The organism is Streptomyces sichuanensis, assembly GCF_020328095.1.
In the GTDB taxonomy this organism is placed as follows: Bacteria; Actinomycetota; Actinomycetes; order Streptomycetales; family Streptomycetaceae; genus Streptomyces; species Streptomyces cinnamoneus.
This window is the reverse complement of record NZ_JAIXMK010000028.1, coordinates 37048-53286: the sequence shown is the minus strand read 5'-3', so window position 1 is coordinate 53286 and position 16239 is coordinate 37048. Positions and strand designations below refer to the sequence as shown.

The window sequence follows — 16239 nt, the reverse complement described above, 5'->3', positions numbered from 1 at the left end:
GGTCCGGCCCGGCGTACGTCCTGCCCTCCTCACGCACCAAAGAGAGCACATGCGCACCAAGTCCGCCATCGTCGTCGGCCTCGCTGCCGCCGCGGCCCTCGCCGCGTCGGTCCCGGCCACCGCGGCCCCCGCCCACCACGAGACCCGCCGGAGCTGCCCGCAGCTCGACAAGAACCTCCCCTGGGCCGGCGACAACCGCGCCCGGCTGCAGAAGATGATCGACGAGCGCGGCACCTGCTCCGGCAACCGCGGCCCGCGCCCGGTCGCCGCGTTCGACTGGGACAACACCGTCGTCAAGAACGACATCACGGACGCCACGCTCGCCTGGGCGCTCAAGCACGACAAGATCCTGCGGCCCCAGCGCTGGAGCGACACCAGCGCCTGGCTCACCCCGGCCGCCGACGAGGCCCTCACCAAGGCGTGCGGCACCTCCGTGCCCGTCGGCCGGCCGCTGCCCACCTCGAAGAACACCGCCTGCACCGACGAGATCTTCGAGATACGCGAGAAGTCGCAGACCATGGCCGGCGAGGCCGCCTTCGCCGGCGACTGGAACCACCGGCGCACGGTCCCCGCCTACGGCTGGATCCCCCAGCTGTTCGCCGGGCACACCCCCGCCGCCCTGACCTCCTTCGCCCAGCAGGCCCGTGCCGAGCAGCTCGCCGCGCCCGTGGGCACGAAGCAGACCGTCGGCACCCACACCATCGCCGGCTACATCCGCTACTACGACCAGCAGAAGGACCTGATCCGCACGCTCAAGGCGGCCGGCTTCGACGTCTACATCGTCTCCGCCTCCTCCGAGCCGATCGCCGAGGCGTGGTCGAGCGGCGTCGGCCTCGACCGCAAGCACACCATCGGCATCCGCAGCATCACCGAGCACGGTCGGCTGACCACGGCCCTCAAGGGCTGCGGCGGCGTGGAGACCGGCCGCGGCGACGCCCTGCCGTACATGGACGGCAAGCGCTGCATGATCAACCAGGAGATCTTCAAGATCAAGGGCGCGAAGGCGTGGCAGCAGCAGGACGCCGCCCACCGCATCGCCCTCGGCGCCGGTGACGCCGACACGGACGTGACGTTCGTCAACGACGCCACGGGCGCGCACGTCGCCATCAACCGCAACAAGTCCGAGCTCATGTGCCGCGCCTACGACGACGCGGACGGCCGCTGGGTGGCCAACCCGATGTTCATCGAGCCGATGCCGCGCAAGTCCGGTACGTACCCGTGCTCGACGACGGGTGCCACCGCCGCCGACGGCACGAAGGTGCCGGTGCGGCGCGCCGACGGCAGCGTGATCCCGGACCAGGCGGACAAGGCGTTCTGACGGAACCTCGGTTCCGTCGTATCCGACGATCCGACGATCCGCCGGAACGTTCCCGCAGGGGAGGGCGGCAGGGACCGGTGGCCATCGGCACCACCGGTCCCTGCCGGCGTTTTCCGGCCGTTCCGGTCCTGCCGGGGGCCTGCGCCCCACGCGGCGTCCGATCCATCATGGATCCGCTCGGCACGCCGGACCGCTCACTCCCAGGAGGCTCCCGCCATGCCCGACACCATGCTCGCCGGACGGTTCGACCTGCGCTCCGGACGCTTCGCCGTCGAGGAGACCCCCGTCCCCGAGCCCGGCCCCGGACAGGTCCGGATCAGGGTCAGGGCCGCCGGCATCTGCCTGTCGGACGTCCACCTCATCGACGGCAGCCTCCGGCCCGCCTACGCCACCGCCGACACGATCACCGTCGGTCACGAGACGGCGGGCGTCATCGACGTCCTCGGCCCGGACGTGCCCGGCCCCTGGACCGTGGGGCAGCGCGTCCTGCTGCAGGCGGGGGAGCGCTGCGGCGGCTGCGCCGCCTGCCTGCGCCACGAACCGTGTCCCAGGGTGCGCACCCGCGGCTTCGACTACGACGGAGGCTGGGCCGAGTACGCCCTGGCCACCCACCACACGCTCGTCGCGCTCCCCGACGACCTCCCCTTCGAGCAGGCGGCCGTCATCCCCGACGCCGTCTCCACCCCGTGGGCCGCCATCACCGCCACCGGCCGGGCGCGTCCCGCCCGGCCCGCCGGCGTGTGGGGCGTGGGCGGTCTCGGCGCCCACGCCGTCCAGCTGCTGCGGCTCGTCGGAGCCGCCCCCGTCATCGCCGTCGACCCGCTGCCGGCCGCCCGGGAGCGCGCCCTGGAGTTCGGCGCCGACCTCGCCCTGGACCCCGCCGCCCCCGACCTCCGCGAGCGGGTCCTCGCCGCCACCGGCGGCCTCGGGCTCGACCTCGCCCTCGACCTGGCGGGCGTCCCCGCCGTCCGCGACCAGGCCGTGCGCTGCCTGGGCCACGGCGGCCGCCTCGTCCTCGTGGGCCTGGCCCCCGCCCCGCTGACCCTCGCCGACGGCATCGCCTTCAGCTATCTGGAGCAGCGCGTCCTCGGCCACTACGGCTCGGCGCCCTCCCACGTGGACGAACTCGTCGCCCTCGCCCGCCTGCACCGGCTCGACCTCAGCCGCTCCGTCAGCGCCACGCTGCCGCTGGCCGAGGCTGCGGCCGGCGTCGAGCGCCTGCAGAAGAAGGAGGGCGACCCCGTCCGGCTCGTCCTGATCCCCTGAGGGACCGCCCTCACAGGAAGCTGCGGCCCTCACCCCGGTAGGTGGGGGCCGTCTCCACCACCCGCTCGCCGTCGACGAGGTGCAGCGCCGGGAAGCGCTCGCACAGCTCACCCGCCTTCGCGTGCCGGAACCACACCTTGTCCCCGATCAGCAGATCGTCCGCGGCCTGCCCCAGCAGCGGCGTCTGCACCTCGCCCGCCCCCTCGCGCGGCGCCAGCCGCAGCCCCGCCGGCAGGTACGGGGCCGGCAGCCGGTCCGGGCCGGCCGCGCCCGACGCGGGGTAGCCGCCGCCCAGCACGGTCACCACGCCGATCCCCGGCCGGCGCACCACCGGCAGTGCGAAGAGCGCCGCCGGGCGGCCCTCGAACGACGAGTAGTGGTCGAAGAGCCGCGGCACGTACAGCCCCGACCCGGCGGCGACCTCCGTCACCGCGTCCTCCGCGGCCGTGTGCTGCACGCTGCCCGTGCCACCGCCGTTGACGAACTCCAGCTCCGCCACGTCCCGTACCGCCGCCACCGCCTCGGCCCGCAGGGTCGCCAGCCGGCTGCGGGCGACGGACTGCATCAGCCGGACGGCACCGGAACGCACCGGCCGGCCCCTGACCGCGTCACCCACACCCGCCACATGGGCCTCGTACGCCATCAACCCCACCAGCCGGAAGCCCGGGCGGCGTGCCACGGCCCGGGCCAGCTCCGCCAGCCGCTCGGGCACGTGCAGCGGCGAGCGCAGCGCCCCGACCCGCACGCGGCCGCCGAGCAGCCGCAACGAGACGTCGAACTCCAGACACACCCGCACCTCTTCACGCCCGGCACGGGCCGCGTCGACCAGCGCCAGCTGCGCCGGGTCGTCGACCGTGACCGTGACCGCCCGGGCCAGCTTCGGGTCCGACGTGAGCTCGGCGAAACCCGCCCGGTCGGCCGACGGGTAGGCCAGCAGCACGTCCGGCACCCCCGAACGCGCCAGCCACAGCGACTCCTCCAGGGTGTAGCCCATCACCCCGGCGAACCCGTCCCGCGCCAGCACCCGCTCCAACAGCGCCCGGCAGCGCACCGACTTGCTCGCCACCCGCACCGGCTTGCCCCGCGCCCGCCGCACCAGATCGGCGGCGTTGGCGTCGAACGCCCGCAGGTCGACCACCGCCAGCGGGGCGTCCAGATGGGCGGTGGCCCGGTCGTAGCGCACTCTGTCGGACGACATGGCGCGCAGCTTGCCAGACCGGAATTGCCCTGGATAGAGGTCCTGCACGGACGAAATGGCACCTCACGCACCACGCACCGTAGAGTGGCGCGCACGCCACCGCTCACGGGCCGTGGCCACGCCCGCCACGGGGCGGTACGGCGAACAGGCTCGCGAGGGGGAGCGCAGGTGAGCACCGAAGCGGATGCCATGCCGCCGCCCACCCTCTCCCATGACGCTCCGCCACCCGACATGCCGGACATGCCCGCCGCGCGCGGGCGGACCGCGGCGGCCGCGGTGTGCCTCGTCCTCGGCCTGGGCCTCATAGCGGGGGCGGTGGCGGGCAGTTGGCTCGCGGGCGGTCCCCGCGAGCGCTCGGCCGCCGAAGCGACGTACGCGCGCGGGGCCACCCTCTGGCAGGAGATCCCGGTCGCGCAGCTCTTCCCGTCCACCGTCCGCGACGACGCGGCCGGTCCCGGTGGCGCGCCCCGCGAGTGGGTGCGCGTCGGCGTCGCCCCCGCCGCCGACTGCACCGAGGCGTTCGACCCCCTCCTGGCCACCGCCCTCGCCCCCGTCGGCTGCAAGCGCCTGCTGCGCGCCACCTACACCGACGTCACGTCCTCCAGCGTGACCACGGTCGGCCTGCTCGTCACCGAGGCGGACACGGCCGGCATGCGGGCCCTGCGCAAGCGGTTCGCCGACGAACGCCTCGACGAGCGCCCCGACCTGATGCCCCGCCCGTACGCCCCCCAGGGCACGGTCGCCGACCGCTTCGGGCTGGCGCAGCGCGTGAGCTGGCGCGTCAACGTCCTGACGGACGTCCCGGCGGTCGTCTACGCCGTCACGGGCTTCGCCGACGGCCGCACGGGCGTTCCGGCCCAGCCGGCCGCCCAGGCCGTGGCCCCCGGCGCCACCACCGTCGCCGGTCAGGCGGGGCTCGGGCACGAGGCGACGGCCCTCGCGGAGGAAGTCGAGCGCGTCTTCCGCGAAGCGGCGCGTGAACGGCGGAATGGGGCACCCCGATGACAGCACCGACGACGCTCACGTCACTGACGCCACGCGGGCGACGGCGAGGGCCCCGCGGGACCGTTCCCGTCCGTCGTGCGCGGCGCGGGCTCGGCGCCCTCGCGGCCGGCGTCGCGCTCGCGCTGCTCGCCGGCGCGCCCGCGCGGGCGGACGCCATACGGGCCCAGGAGTGGGCGCTCGACGCGCTGCACGCCCAGGACGCCTGGCGGACGACCAAGGGCGCCGGGGTCACGGTCGCCGTCCTCGACACCGGCGTCGACGACGGCCACCCCGACCTGCGCGGCCGCGTGCTGCCGGGCAAGGACCTGATCGGGTTCGGTGCGGGACCCGGGGAGCGGCCCTGGGCCCGGCACGGGACCGCCATGGCCGGCATCATCGCCGGCCGTGGCCACGGCGAGGGGGACGCCGACGGCGTCACCGGCGTCGCCCCCGAGGCCCGCATCCTGCCCGTGCGCGTAATCCTGGAGGACACCGATCCCGCCCGGAGCAAGGCCCGCGGAGCGCGCGGCGGGGCCCTCGCGGACGGCATCCGCTGGGCCGCCGACCACGGCGCCGACGTCATCAACCTCTCCCTCGGCGACGACAGCGACACCGCCCACCCCGAGCCGCGCGAGGACGCCGCCGTGCAGTACGCGCTCTCCAAGGGCGCCGTCGTCGTCGCCTCGGCCGGCAACGGCGGCGAGCACGGCGACCACGTCTCGTACCCCGCGGCCTACCCCGGCGTGATCGCCGTGACGGCCGTCGACCGCTACGGCAGCCGCGCCCCGTTCTCCACCCGCCGCTGGTACTCCACCGTCAGCGCGCCCGGCGTCGACGTCGTGATCGCCGACCCGGACCGGCGCTACTACGAGGGCTGGGGCACCAGTGCCGCGGCCGCGTTCGTCTCGGGGGCGGCGGCGCTGGTACGGGCGGCCCGGCCCGGTCTGAGCCCGGCGCGGGTGCGGGAGCTGCTGACCGAGACCGCGCAGGACGCGCCGCCGGGAGGACGCAGCGACGAGCTCGGCGCCGGGATGATCGACCCGGCGGCGGCCATCGCACGTGCCGTGCAGGAGGAGCCGGTGGACGGCCGCAGCGGCCCCCAGGCCCCGCGCTACTTCGGCGACGGCCCCAGCCCGTCCCATCCGGACGCCCCCGGCCGCCTCCCCGGCGTCCCGGCACTGGCCGCGGGCGGGGCGGGCGTCCTGCTCCTGGTGACGGCAGCAGTCCTCCACCGCCGCCGCCCCCGCCCCACCAACCCGCCTCCGTACCCGTTCCCCTGACGGGACCGCCTCCGGGCCGGACGCACCCGGCGCCGTGGCGGGGGGCGGGGGGCGGATAGGGTCGGGGGGTGGCCCTCAAGAACATTCCCGACCCCGGCTTCTCCGACGACGACGGCTCCGCCGACGCCGCCCTGACCGAGGCGCTCGCCGCCTGGGCGGCCGATCCCTCCGCCGAGGCGGGCGTGCTCGCCGCCCTGCGCGGAGCACGGCTGCTCGTGCCCGTCGTGGCCGTGCTCGGCGAGGTGGAGACCGGGCCCGACGGCCTCCGGCGCGAGAAGACCAGCGACATGGCCGTGCCCACCCTGCAGGCGCCCGACGGCCGCAAGGCGCTGCCCGCCTTCACCTCCATCGAGACGCTGGCCCGCTGGCGCGCGGACGCCCGCCCCGTCGCCGTCCCGCTGCACCAGGCGCTGCAGGCGGCCGCGCACGAGAAGGCGGACACGATCGTCCTGGACCTGGCCGGCCCGGTCACCTACCCGCTGACCGGTCCCGCCCTGCTCGCGCTGGCCGAGGGGCGCGAGAGCGCCGACCCGCTCGCCGACCCCGCCGTCACCGCCGCGCTGCGCGCCGTCCTGGAGGCCGAGCCCGGCGTCCTGCGCGCGCACCTCATGCCCTCGCAGGACGCCGACGGCACCCTGGCCCTCGCCCTGGCGGACGGCGCCGGGGCGCAGGACGTGGTGCGTCGCGTGGCGGAGGCCCTGGCCGCGGACGAGGTGCTGCGGGCCCGTCTCGTGCGGGGCCTGGACCTGGCGCTGCTGCCGCCGGGGGCGAACGTCCCGGGGGAGAGCCTCGTCAGCCGCTGAGCCGCTGAGCCGCTGAGCCGCTGAGCCGGGCCGCCGGGCCGGGCCGGGGCCCGACAGGCGCCCGGTCGTGGATCGTCCGACAATGCCAGTGGACGGTCCACGAGATCCTCAGGAGGACGCCATGGACGCCCTGAAGAACGTGAAACCGGCCCTGGAAAACCTCGACGAGGTGAAGGTGAGGACCCTCAGCGCCGAGTTCCTCGGCACGCTGCTGCTGGTGTTCTTCGCCGTCGGATCCGTCGTGCTCGCGGCCGATTACATCGGTGTGCTCGGCATTGCGCTGACCTTCGGCTTCACTCTTCTGGCCCTCGCGTACGCCCTGGGGCCCGTCTCCGGCTGCCACGTCAACCCGGCGGTGACGCTCGGGATGCTGCTGGAGCGGCGTATCTCGCTGCACACGGCCATCGAGTACTGGATCGCCCAGCTGCTCGGCGGCATCGTGGGTGCGGCCATCCTCTTCCTGCTCGCCAAGCAGGTGCCCGGGCTCAAGACGCACGGCGCCTTCGGCAGCAACGGCTTCGCCGACCGCTCGGCGGTGCACCTCAACACGGGCGGCGCGTTCCTGGCCGAGATCGTGATGACCTTCCTGCTGGTCTACGTCGTCCTCTCGGTGACCCACCGCATCGCCATGGTCGGCTTCGACGGGCTGGCCGCGGGCGTGGCGCTCGCCGTGGTGCACCTGATCGGCGTGCCGCTGACGGGCACGTCCGTCAACCCGGCCCGCAGCATCGGCCCCGCCCTCTTCGCGGGCGACGGGGCGCTGTCACAGCTGTGGCTGTTCATCATCGCGCCCCTGATCGGCGGCGCCCTCGCCGCCTACGCGCACCGCGTCACACACCCGTTCCACGGCGCGGCCAACGTCGCGGACGAACGGGCGCTCCCGGAGCCCCTGGCGGGCCCGGGCGAGGGGCGCCCGGACCGTCCCCACTTCGGCGGCCGGGCCTGAGGCGGGCCCCGGAAGACCGGACCCCTCAGGCCGGTACGGCCGTCCTGCCGGCCGGCCCCGTCAGCCGAAGACCGGGCCGGTGAACTTCTCGCCCGGCCCCTGGCCCGGCTCGTCCGGCACCACGGACGCCTCGCGGAAGGCCAGCTGCAGCGACTTCAGACCGTCGCGCAGCGGCGCCGCGTGGAAGTTGCTGACCTCGGTGGCGCTCGCGGTCACCAGACCGGCCAGCGCGTGGATCAGCTTCCTGGCCTCGTCCAGGTCCTTGTGCTGCTCGCCCTCCTCGGCCAGGCCGAGGTTGACCGCCGCCGCGCTCATCAGGTGCACCGCGACCGTGGTGATCACCTCGACCGCGGGGACCTCCGCGATGTCGCGGGTCATGGTGTCGAAGCCGGTGCTCGTCTGGTCAGCGCTCTCGGCGTTGCCGTTGATGCTGGGGGTCGCGTCGCTCATGGCGGACACGATACGTCCCGTTGACGAATCGGTTCGCCACCGGTTAGCACGCCCGCTCACCAGCTGCTAAGGTTGTGGAACGACCGGCTGGGCGCTCCTGTGCCCGGCCCACAAGTGGAGCTCCGATCTCCCACCTCGCCGACCACGGGTCGGCAGGTCTCCGGTCAGGTGGTCCCCATCGTTCCGTACGGACGATGGAACCGCCCGATGCGCCCCGCGGCATGCCGTGGCGGTGTTCCGGTTTCATGGAGCCCCGCCTGTGTCCCGTCGGGGCATTTTTCATGTGCCGGCGCGGTTGGTCTTTACGAAAAGACGTTGCGCGGCCGCCCGTGAGGGCGTCGCGTGGTGCTACCGAGGAGGCCCCATCAGCGCCGAGCCCCGCATCAACGACCGGATCCGAGTCCCCGAGGTGCGACTTGTCGGTCCCAGTGGCGAGCAGGTCGGCATCGTGCCGCTTGCGAAGGCCCTGGAGCTTGCGCAGGAGTACGACCTCGACCTGGTCGAGGTCGCGGCGAACGCACGTCCGCCGGTCTGCAAGCTCATGGACTACGGGAAGTTCAAGTACGAGTCGGCCATGAAGGCCCGTGAGGCGCGCAAGAACCAGGCGCACACGGTCATCAAGGAGATGAAGCTCCGGCCGAAGATCGACCCGCACGACTACGACACCAAGAAGGGTCACGTCGTACGGTTCCTCAAGCAGGGCGACAAGGTCAAGATCACGATCATGTTCCGTGGTCGCGAGCAGTCCCGCCCCGAGCTGGGCTACCGACTGCTGCAGCGGCTCGCGGAGGACGTCCAGGAGCTGGGTTTCGTCGAGTCGAACCCCAAGCAGGACGGCCGAAACATGATCATGGTTCTCGGTCCGCACAAGAAGAAGACCGAGGCGATGGCCGAAGCCCGCGAGGCGCAGGCCGCCCGCAAGGCCGAGCGCCAGGGTGGATCCAGCGCGGACGCCGCCGAGGAGCCCGCAGAGGCGTGATCCCGGGGTCCCGTGCCCCGCGGCTCACCCGGGGCAGCCGCCCCGGACAGCAAACCGACACAGATGTCGCTCCCGTGCGCCCTTGACCGGGCCGTGGAGTGTCACCGATGAGGAGAGAACGGCGCTATGCCGAAGAACAAGACGCACAGCGGTGCCAAGAAGCGCTTCAAGGTCACCGGCTCCGGCAAGGTGCTGCGCGAGCGCGCCGGCAAGCGCCACCTGCTTGAGCACAAGTCGTCGCGCCTGACGCGTCGCCTCACCGGCAACGCCGAGATGGCCCCGGCCGACGCCGCGAAGATCAAGAAGCTTCTCGGCAAGTGACGTCCGGCGCTCCGCGCCGAAACGTCCGCACCGGGACCCAATCGATTTCGGGTCGTGTGAACATCCCCCGCGACCCCGCTACAAGGAGTTAACAAGTGGCACGCGTCAAGCGCGCAGTCAACGCGCACAAGAAGCGTCGGGCGATCCTGGAGCAGGCCAGCGGTTACCGCGGCCAGCGCTCGCGTCTGTACCGCAAGGCCAAGGAGCAGGTCACCCACTCCCTGGTCTACAACTACAACGACCGCAAGAAGCGCAAGGGCGACTTCCGTCAGCTGTGGATCCAGCGCATCAACGCCGCTGCCCGCCAGAACGGCATGACGTACAACCGCCTCATCCAGGGTCTGAAGGCCGCCAACATCGAGGTGGACCGCAAGATCCTGGCCGAGCTCGCGGTCAACGACATGAACGCGTTCGCCGCGCTCGTCGAGGTTGCGCAGAAGGCGCTGCCGGCCGACGTCAACGCCCCGAAGGCCGCCGCCTGATCCGGCGCCCTCCACGGCTTCGAGCGGACCCGCAGGCCCCCGGGCCTGCGGGTCCGCTGCCGTTTGCCTGCCCGCACGCGCGCGGGCAGGGCACCCCTCGCGTGCGCGAGGCAGCAGACCCCCTCCCAGTGAAGTGAGCCGCCACCCATGGGCACCCCCGAGCTGATCTCCCCGCGTTCCCCCCGCGTCATCGCCGCCCGCCGGCTGGCCAAGCGCAGTTTCCGGGTCAAGGAGCGCAGGTTCATCGCCGAGGGCCCCCAGGCCGTGCGCGAGGCGATCGACCACCGCAGCGGCGGTGAGCCGACCCTGCTGGAGCTGTTCGCCACCGTCGAGGCCGCCGAGCGGCACGCCGAGATCGTCGGCGCCGCCCGCGCCGCCGGGGTGCGCTTCCACCTCGCCACCGACGAGGTGATCGCCGACCTCTCGCAGACCGTGACCCCCCAGGGCCTGGTCGGCGTCTGCCGCTTCCTGGACTCGCCCTTCGAGGAGATCCTCGCCGCCCGGCCCAAGCTGGTGGCCGTCCTCGCGCACGTCCGCGACCCCGGAAACGCCGGTACGGTCCTGCGCTGCGCCGACGCCGCCGGCGCCGAGGCCGTGGTGCTCACCGACGCCTCGGTGGACCTGTACAACCCCAAGTCCGTCCGGGCCTCCGTCGGCTCGCTCTTCCACCTGCCGGTGGCCGTGGGCGTCCCCGTCGAGCAGGCCGTGCGCGGTCTGCAGGACGCCGGGGCACGGATCCTGGCCGCCGACGGCGCGGGCGAGAGGGACCTCGACGCCGAGCTGGACGAGGGCACCATGGGCGGCCCCACCGCCTGGATCTTCGGCAACGAGGCGTGGGGCCTGCCGGAGGAGACCCGGGCGCTCGCCGACGCCGTGGTGCGGGTCCCGATCCACGGAAAGGCCGAGAGCCTCAACCTCGCCACGGCCGCCGCCGTGTGCCTGTATGCCTCCGCCCGTGCGCAGCGCGCGTCCGGAGGGTGCCGCTCCGTGACCTCCAGCTAGTAGGGTGGCGCTCCGGGGGCTCGGGAGGGGGTGCGGGATGAGAAACGTCAGGACTTCCGGGAGCGTGGTGGCCACCGGCACCTGCCCGGCCGCCTCCTCCGGTGCGCCGGGCTCCTCGGGCGCTCCGGGCGCCTTCGGCCTGCACGCCGACGACCTGCCCGACGGCCTGGTCGTCGCCGACGCCGCCGGCCGCGTGACGTGCTTCAACGCCGCGGCCGCCCGCATCACGGCCGTCCGCCCGGCCGAGGCCCTCGGCCGGCCACTGGAGAGCGCCCTGCCGCTGGAGGACCTCGACGGCCGCCGCTGGTGGCCGCTGACCGACCCCTACGGCGGGCTCGCCACGCGCACGGGCCAGCCCGAGCGGAACCTCCTCCTGCCGGGCGGCCGCCAGGTGCTCGTCTCCGCCCGGTACGTCCGCGAGCGGCCGGGCGGCTCCGTCGTGCGCGTCGTGGTCCAGCTGCGCGGCACCGAGGCGCGCCGCCGCACCGAGCGCAGCCACGCCGAGCTGATCGCCACCGTCGCCCACGAGCTGCGCTCCCCGCTGACCTCCGTCAAGGGGTTCACCGCCACGCTGCTGGCCAAGTGGGAGCGGTTCACCGACGACCAGAAGCGGCTGATGCTGGAGACGGTCGACGCCGACGCCGACCGTGTCACCCGGCTCATCGCCGAGCTGCTGGACATCTCGCGCATCGACTCCGGCCGGCTGGAGGTGCGCCGCCAGCCGGTCGACATGGCCGCGGCCGTGCGCCGCCACGTCGAGGCGTACACCCGCGCCGGGCTGCGGGCCGACCGGTTCCGCATCGAGGTCGCCGAGCCGCTGCCGGCCCTCTGGGCCGATCCGGACAAGATCGACCAGGTGCTGGGCAACCTCCTGGAAAACGCAGTGCGCCACGGCGAGGGAACGGTCACCATAGAAGTGGCACCAGCACTGATGAAAGCCCGGGCGGAGGGGACGGCGGTCACCGTGAGCGATGAGGGCCCCGGGATTCCCGAGGAGTCGATGGCCCGCGTCTTCACCCGCTTCTGGCGGGGCAGCAAGCGCGGCGGCACCGGCCTGGGCCTGTACATCGTCAAGGGAATCGTCGAGGCCCACGGCGGCACGGTCACGGTGGGCCGGGCCCCCCGGGGCGGTGCCCGGTTCCGATTTACCCTGCCCGTGGGCGCCCCGGCCTTCCTCAGCCAGTCCTGAAGTCACGCCCCACGGGCTCACCGGACCACACGCGCCCCTTAGACTCGACCTTTGGCACCTTTGGCACCACCTTTGGCCAACGTCATCGGGCAAGCGCCGGGCAGCACAGCGAAGCCCGGGGGCACCTCCCAGCGGTAGCTGGGGGACCTAATCGGAAGCACGGGAAGAGATGTCGGCACCCAATAAGTCGTACGACCCTGTCGAGGTCGAGGCACTGAAACCGGAAGAGATCGAGCGCAGGAGGGACGAGGCGCTCGCCGCCTTCGCCGCCGCCGCCGACCTCGATGCCCTGCGCGAGGCCAAGGCCGCCCACATGGGCGACCGGTCCCCGCTCGCCCTCGCCAACCGCGAGATCGGCGCCCTGCCGCCGCAGGCCAAGGCCGAGGCCGGCAAGCGCGTGGGCATGGCCCGCGGTGCCGTGAACAAGGCCCTCGCCGCCCGTCAGGCGGAGCTGGAGGCCGAGCGTGACGCCCGTGTGCTGGTCGAGGAGGCGGTGGACGTCACCCTGGCGTACGACCGCGTGCCCGCCGGTGCCCGGCACCCGCTGACCACGCTCAGCGAGCGCATCGAGGACGTCTTCGTGGCCATGGGCTACGAGGTCGCCGAGGGCCCCGAGGTCGAGACCGAGTGGTTCAACTTCGACGCCCTCAACATCGCGCCGGACCACCCCGCCCGCACCATGCAGGACACCTTCTTCGTGCAGGGCGCCAAGAAGGACGCCGAGTCCGGCGTCGTGCTGCGCACCCACACCTCCCCGGTGCAGATCCGCTCGATGCTCGACCGCGAGCCCCCGGTCTACGTGATCTGCCCGGGCCGCGTCTACCGCACCGACGAGCTGGACGCCACCCACACCCCCGTCTTCCACCAGGTCGAGCTCCTCGCCATCGACGAGGGCCTGACCATGGCGGACCTCAAGGGCACCCTGGACCACATGGTGCGGGTGCTCTTCGGCGAGGACATGCGGACCCGGCTGCGCCCGTCCTACTTCCCGTTCACCGAGCCGTCCGCCGAGATGGACATGGTGTGCTTCGCCTGCCGCGGCGAGTCCGTCGGCAACCCCGAGCGCCCCTGCCGCACCTGCTCCAGCGAGGGCTGGATCGAGCTGGGCGGCTGCGGCATGGTCAACCCGCGGGTGCTGGTCGCCGCGGGCATCGACCCGGAGAAGTACAGCGGGTTCGCGTTCGGCTTCGGCATCGAACGCAAGCTGATGTTCCGCCACAACGTCGAGGACATGCGAGACATGGTCGAAGGTGACGTGCGCTTCACCCGGCCGTTCGGGATGGAGATCTGATGCGCGCCCCGCTTTCCTGGCTGCGGGAATACGTCGACCTGCCGGCCGGTGAGACCGGCCGCGACGTGCAGGCCAAGCTCATCGCCGCCGGCCTGGAGGTCGAGCGCGTCGAGCAGCTCGGCGCCGGCCTCAAGGGCCCCCTCGTCGTCGGCAAGGTCCTCACCATCGAGGAGCTGGAGGGCTTCCGCAAGCCCATCCGCTTCTGCACGGTCGACGTCGGCATGGCCAACGGCACCGGCGAGCCGCAGGAGATCGTCTGCGGCGCCCGCAACTTCGCCGTCGGCGACAAGGTCGTCGTGGTCCTGCCCGGCGCCGTGCTGCCCGGTGACTTCGCCATCGCCGCCCGCAAGACCTACGGCAGGACCTCGCACGGCATGATCTGCTCCGGCGAGGAGCTGGGCATGGGCGACGACGGCACGCACGGCATCATCGTGCTGCCGCAGGAGTACGAGCCCGGCACCGACGCCATCGAGCTGCTGGAGCTCGTCGACGAGGTCCTCGACATCGCCGTCACCCCCGACCGGGGCTACTGCCTGTCGATGCGCGGCATCGCCCGCGAGGCCGCCACCGCCTACGGCCTGCCGCTGCGCGACCCCGCCCTGCTGGACGTGCCGGCGCCGAACGGCTACGGCTACCCCGTCCAGGTCGCCGACCCCACCGGCTGCGACCGCTTCACCGCCCGCACGGTCACCGGCCTCGACCCCGAGGCCCGTTCCCCGATCTGGCTGCAGCGCCGTCTGCAGAAGGCGGGCATGCGGCCGGTCTCGCTCGCCGTGGACATCACCAACTACGTGATGCTCGAACTCGGCCAGCCGCTGCACGCCTACGACCGCTCCCGCGTCGAGGGCACCATCGGCGTGCGCCGCGCCCAGGCCGGCGAGAAGCTGACCACGCTCGACGGCACCAAGCGCGTCCTGGACGCCGAGGACCTGGTCATCACCGACAACCGCGGTCCCATCGGGCTCGCCGGTGTCATGGGCGGCGCCGACACCGAGATCGCGGACCACGCGGCCGGCCAGGGCTCCACCGAGGTCGTCATCGAGGCGGCGCACTTCGACGCCGTCGCGATCGCCCGGGCGGCCCGCCGCCACAAGCTGTCCACCGAGGCGTCGAAGCGCTTCGAGCGCGGCGTCGACCCGCAGGCGGCCTCCGCGGCCGCCCAGCGCACGGTCGACCTGCTGGTGCTGCTCGCGGGCGGCACGGCGGAGGCCGGCGTCACCGAGATCGTCGCGCCCAGCGGGCCGCGCACCATCTCCCTGAGCGCCGACCACCCCGACCGCGTCGCCGGCGTCGAGTACGGCCGCGAGACGGTCGTGCGCCGCCTCCAGGAGGTCGGCTGCGACGTCTACGGGCAGGACGAGCTCATCGTCACCGTGCCCAGCTGGCGTCCCGACCTCACCGACCCCAACGACCTCGCCGAAGAGGTCATCCGGCTGGAGGGCTACGAGAACCTCCCCGCCACCCTGCCGCACCCGCCGGCCGGCCGCGGCCTGACCTCGCGTCAGCGCCTGCACCGCCGGGTCGGCCGGGCGCTGGCCGGAGCCGGGTACGTCGAGGCCCTCAACTACCCCTTCATCGGGGACTGGGCCCTGGACCACCTGGGCCTGGAGGCCGGCGACCCGCGCCGCACCACCGTGCGCCTGCTCAACCCGCTCTCCGACGCCGAGCCGTCGCTGCGCACCACGCTGCTGCCGGGGCTGTTCGCCGCCCTGCGCCGCAACGACAGCCGCGGCGAGCACGACCTGGCGCTCTTCGAGACCGGCTCGGTCTTCCTGCCGACCGGTGAGGAGACGGCCCCCGTGCGGCTGCCCGTCGACCGCCGCCCGACCGACGAGGAGATCGCCGGCCTGGACGCCGCGCTGCCCCGGCAGCCGCGGCACGCCGCCGTGGTCCTCGCCGGTGCCCGCGAGCAGGCCGGCTGGTGGGGCAAGGGCCGCCCGTCCACGTGGGCGGACGCCGTCGAGGCCGGCCGCACCGTGGCCCGTGAGGCCGGTGCCGAGCTGATCGTCCGCCAGGACCAGCAGGCGCCGTTCCACCCGGGCCGCTGCGCCGCGCTGCTCGTCGTCCTGGACGGCGAGGAGGTGCTCGTCGGCAACGCCGGTGAGCTGCACCCGCGCGTCACCAAGGCGTTCGGCCTGCCGGAGCGCACCTGCGCGATGGAGATCGACCTGGACCGGCTGGAGCGGGCCGGCGGAGGGACCGTCCAGGCCCCGCACGTCTCCTCGTTCCCCGTGGCCACCCAGGACGTCGCCCTCGTCGTGGACGCCTCGGTCGCCGCGGCCGACGTCGAGGCCGCCCTGCGGGACGGCGCCGGCGAACTCCTGGAGTCGCTGCGCCTGTTCGACGTCTTCACCGGCGAGCAGCTCGGCTCCGGCAAGAAGTCGCTGGCCTACGCGCTGCGCTTCCGTGCCGACGACCGCACCCTGACCGCCGACGAGGCGTCGGCCGCCCGCGACGCCGCGGTCGCCACGGCCGTCGAGCGCACGGGCGCGGTGCTGCGCGGCGCCTAGGCCGCGTCCGCACGGCAGCGCGGGCTGTCCGCGCTGCCCGCGAGCCGCGCGTGACGGCCAGGGGCGCCCCGGAACTCCGGGGCGCCCCTTCGCATGTCACGCCCCGTCAGCGAAGCACCGCTCGAACATCACTCAATGGGGTGGAATTGGGGGGTCGGGTCGTTACTTTCGCCTGATTGCTCCGCAAGAATCGAGCCCGTCATTGCTGCTATGGGGGGCA

The 16239-nt window shown here is 73.8% G+C and carries 15 protein-coding genes; 13 read left to right on the top strand and 2 right to left on the bottom strand.

Annotated features, from left to right (window positions below):
* Nucleotides 1–49: 49 nt before the first annotated feature.
* On the top strand, nucleotides 50–1318 hold the full coding sequence (locus LE181_RS11575) for an HAD family hydrolase (protein ID WP_225661136.1): 1269 nt from the start codon (nucleotides 50–52) through the stop codon (nucleotides 1316–1318).
* A gap of 216 nt (nucleotides 1319–1534) precedes the next feature.
* Nucleotides 1535–2584: a zinc-binding dehydrogenase gene (locus LE181_RS11570; protein WP_225661135.1), complete on the top strand. Its 1050-nt coding sequence runs from the start codon at nucleotides 1535–1537 to the stop codon at nucleotides 2582–2584.
* Nucleotides 2585–2594: 10 nt separating this feature from the next.
* Here the strand turns inward: LE181_RS11570 and LE181_RS11565 are convergent, their stop codons facing one another.
* Nucleotides 2595–3782 carry an amino acid deaminase/aldolase gene (locus LE181_RS11565; protein WP_372458317.1) on the bottom strand — a complete coding sequence of 396 codons (1188 nt, stop codon included), beginning with the start codon at nucleotides 3780–3782 and terminating at the stop codon, nucleotides 2595–2597.
* A 168-nt stretch (nucleotides 3783–3950) separates the two neighbouring features.
* Here LE181_RS11565 and LE181_RS11560 point away from each other — a divergent pair, with 168 nt between their 5' ends.
* From LE181_RS11560 to LE181_RS11545, 4 genes are all read left to right on the top strand, one after another.
* Nucleotides 3951–4787, top strand: coding sequence for a hypothetical protein (locus LE181_RS11560; RefSeq protein WP_308103122.1), 837 nt, complete (start codon nucleotides 3951–3953; stop codon nucleotides 4785–4787).
* Complete coding sequence (gene mycP / locus LE181_RS11555) at nucleotides 4784–6046, top strand: type VII secretion-associated serine protease mycosin (protein ID WP_225661134.1); 1263 nt, start codon at nucleotides 4784–4786, stop codon at nucleotides 6044–6046. The genes LE181_RS11560 and mycP overlap by 4 nt, the downstream gene beginning before the upstream one ends.
* Nucleotides 6047–6114: 68 nt before the next feature.
* Nucleotides 6115–6849: an SseB family protein gene (locus tag LE181_RS11550; protein ID WP_225661133.1), complete on the top strand. Its 735-nt coding sequence runs from the start codon at nucleotides 6115–6117 to the stop codon at nucleotides 6847–6849.
* Between the two features lie 121 nt (nucleotides 6850–6970).
* On the top strand, nucleotides 6971–7795 hold the full coding sequence (locus tag LE181_RS11545; RefSeq protein WP_263868774.1) for an MIP family channel protein: 825 nt from the start codon (nucleotides 6971–6973) through the stop codon (nucleotides 7793–7795).
* Nucleotides 7796–7855: 60 nt separating this feature from the next.
* On the opposite strand, the gene LE181_RS11540 is transcribed toward LE181_RS11545, so the two are convergent.
* Nucleotides 7856–8245: a DUF1844 domain-containing protein gene (locus tag LE181_RS11540; protein WP_225661132.1), complete on the bottom strand. Its 390-nt coding sequence runs from the start codon at nucleotides 8243–8245 to the stop codon at nucleotides 7856–7858.
* Nucleotides 8246–8540: 295 nt separating this feature from the next.
* Between LE181_RS11540 and infC the strand changes: the two genes are divergently transcribed.
* From infC to pheT, 7 genes are all read left to right on the top strand, one after another.
* The gene (infC, locus tag LE181_RS11535) at nucleotides 8541–9224 is read left to right on the top strand and encodes a translation initiation factor IF-3 (RefSeq protein ID WP_225661177.1); all 684 of its coding nucleotides are present in this window, start codon (nucleotides 8541–8543) and stop codon (nucleotides 9222–9224) included.
* Nucleotides 9225–9350: 126 nt separating this feature from the next.
* Nucleotides 9351–9545 (top strand): 50S ribosomal protein L35, encoded by a 195-nt coding sequence (gene rpmI, locus LE181_RS11530; RefSeq protein ID WP_099202169.1) that lies wholly within the window; start codon nucleotides 9351–9353, stop codon nucleotides 9543–9545.
* Between the two features lie 95 nt (nucleotides 9546–9640).
* Nucleotides 9641–10027 (top strand): 50S ribosomal protein L20, encoded by a 387-nt coding sequence (gene rplT, locus LE181_RS11525; protein WP_004944290.1) that lies wholly within the window; start codon nucleotides 9641–9643, stop codon nucleotides 10025–10027.
* A 147-nt stretch (nucleotides 10028–10174) separates the two neighbouring features.
* Nucleotides 10175–11029, top strand: coding sequence for a TrmH family RNA methyltransferase (locus LE181_RS11520; protein ID WP_225661131.1), 855 nt, complete (start codon nucleotides 10175–10177; stop codon nucleotides 11027–11029).
* 37 nt (nucleotides 11030–11066) lie between these two features.
* A complete protein-coding gene (locus LE181_RS11515; RefSeq protein ID WP_225661130.1) occupies nucleotides 11067–12218 on the top strand; it encodes a sensor histidine kinase in 1152 nt (383 codons plus the stop codon).
* Nucleotides 12219–12387: 169 nt separating this feature from the next.
* Nucleotides 12388–13509, top strand: a complete 1122-nt coding sequence (gene pheS, locus LE181_RS11510; protein WP_225661129.1) for a phenylalanine--tRNA ligase subunit alpha — start codon at nucleotides 12388–12390, stop codon at nucleotides 13507–13509.
* Nucleotides 13509–16019: a phenylalanine--tRNA ligase subunit beta gene (pheT, locus tag LE181_RS11505; RefSeq protein WP_225661128.1), complete on the top strand. Its 2511-nt coding sequence runs from the start codon at nucleotides 13509–13511 to the stop codon at nucleotides 16017–16019. The genes pheS and pheT overlap by 1 nt, the downstream gene beginning before the upstream one ends.
* Nucleotides 16020–16239: the final 220 nt, after the last annotated feature.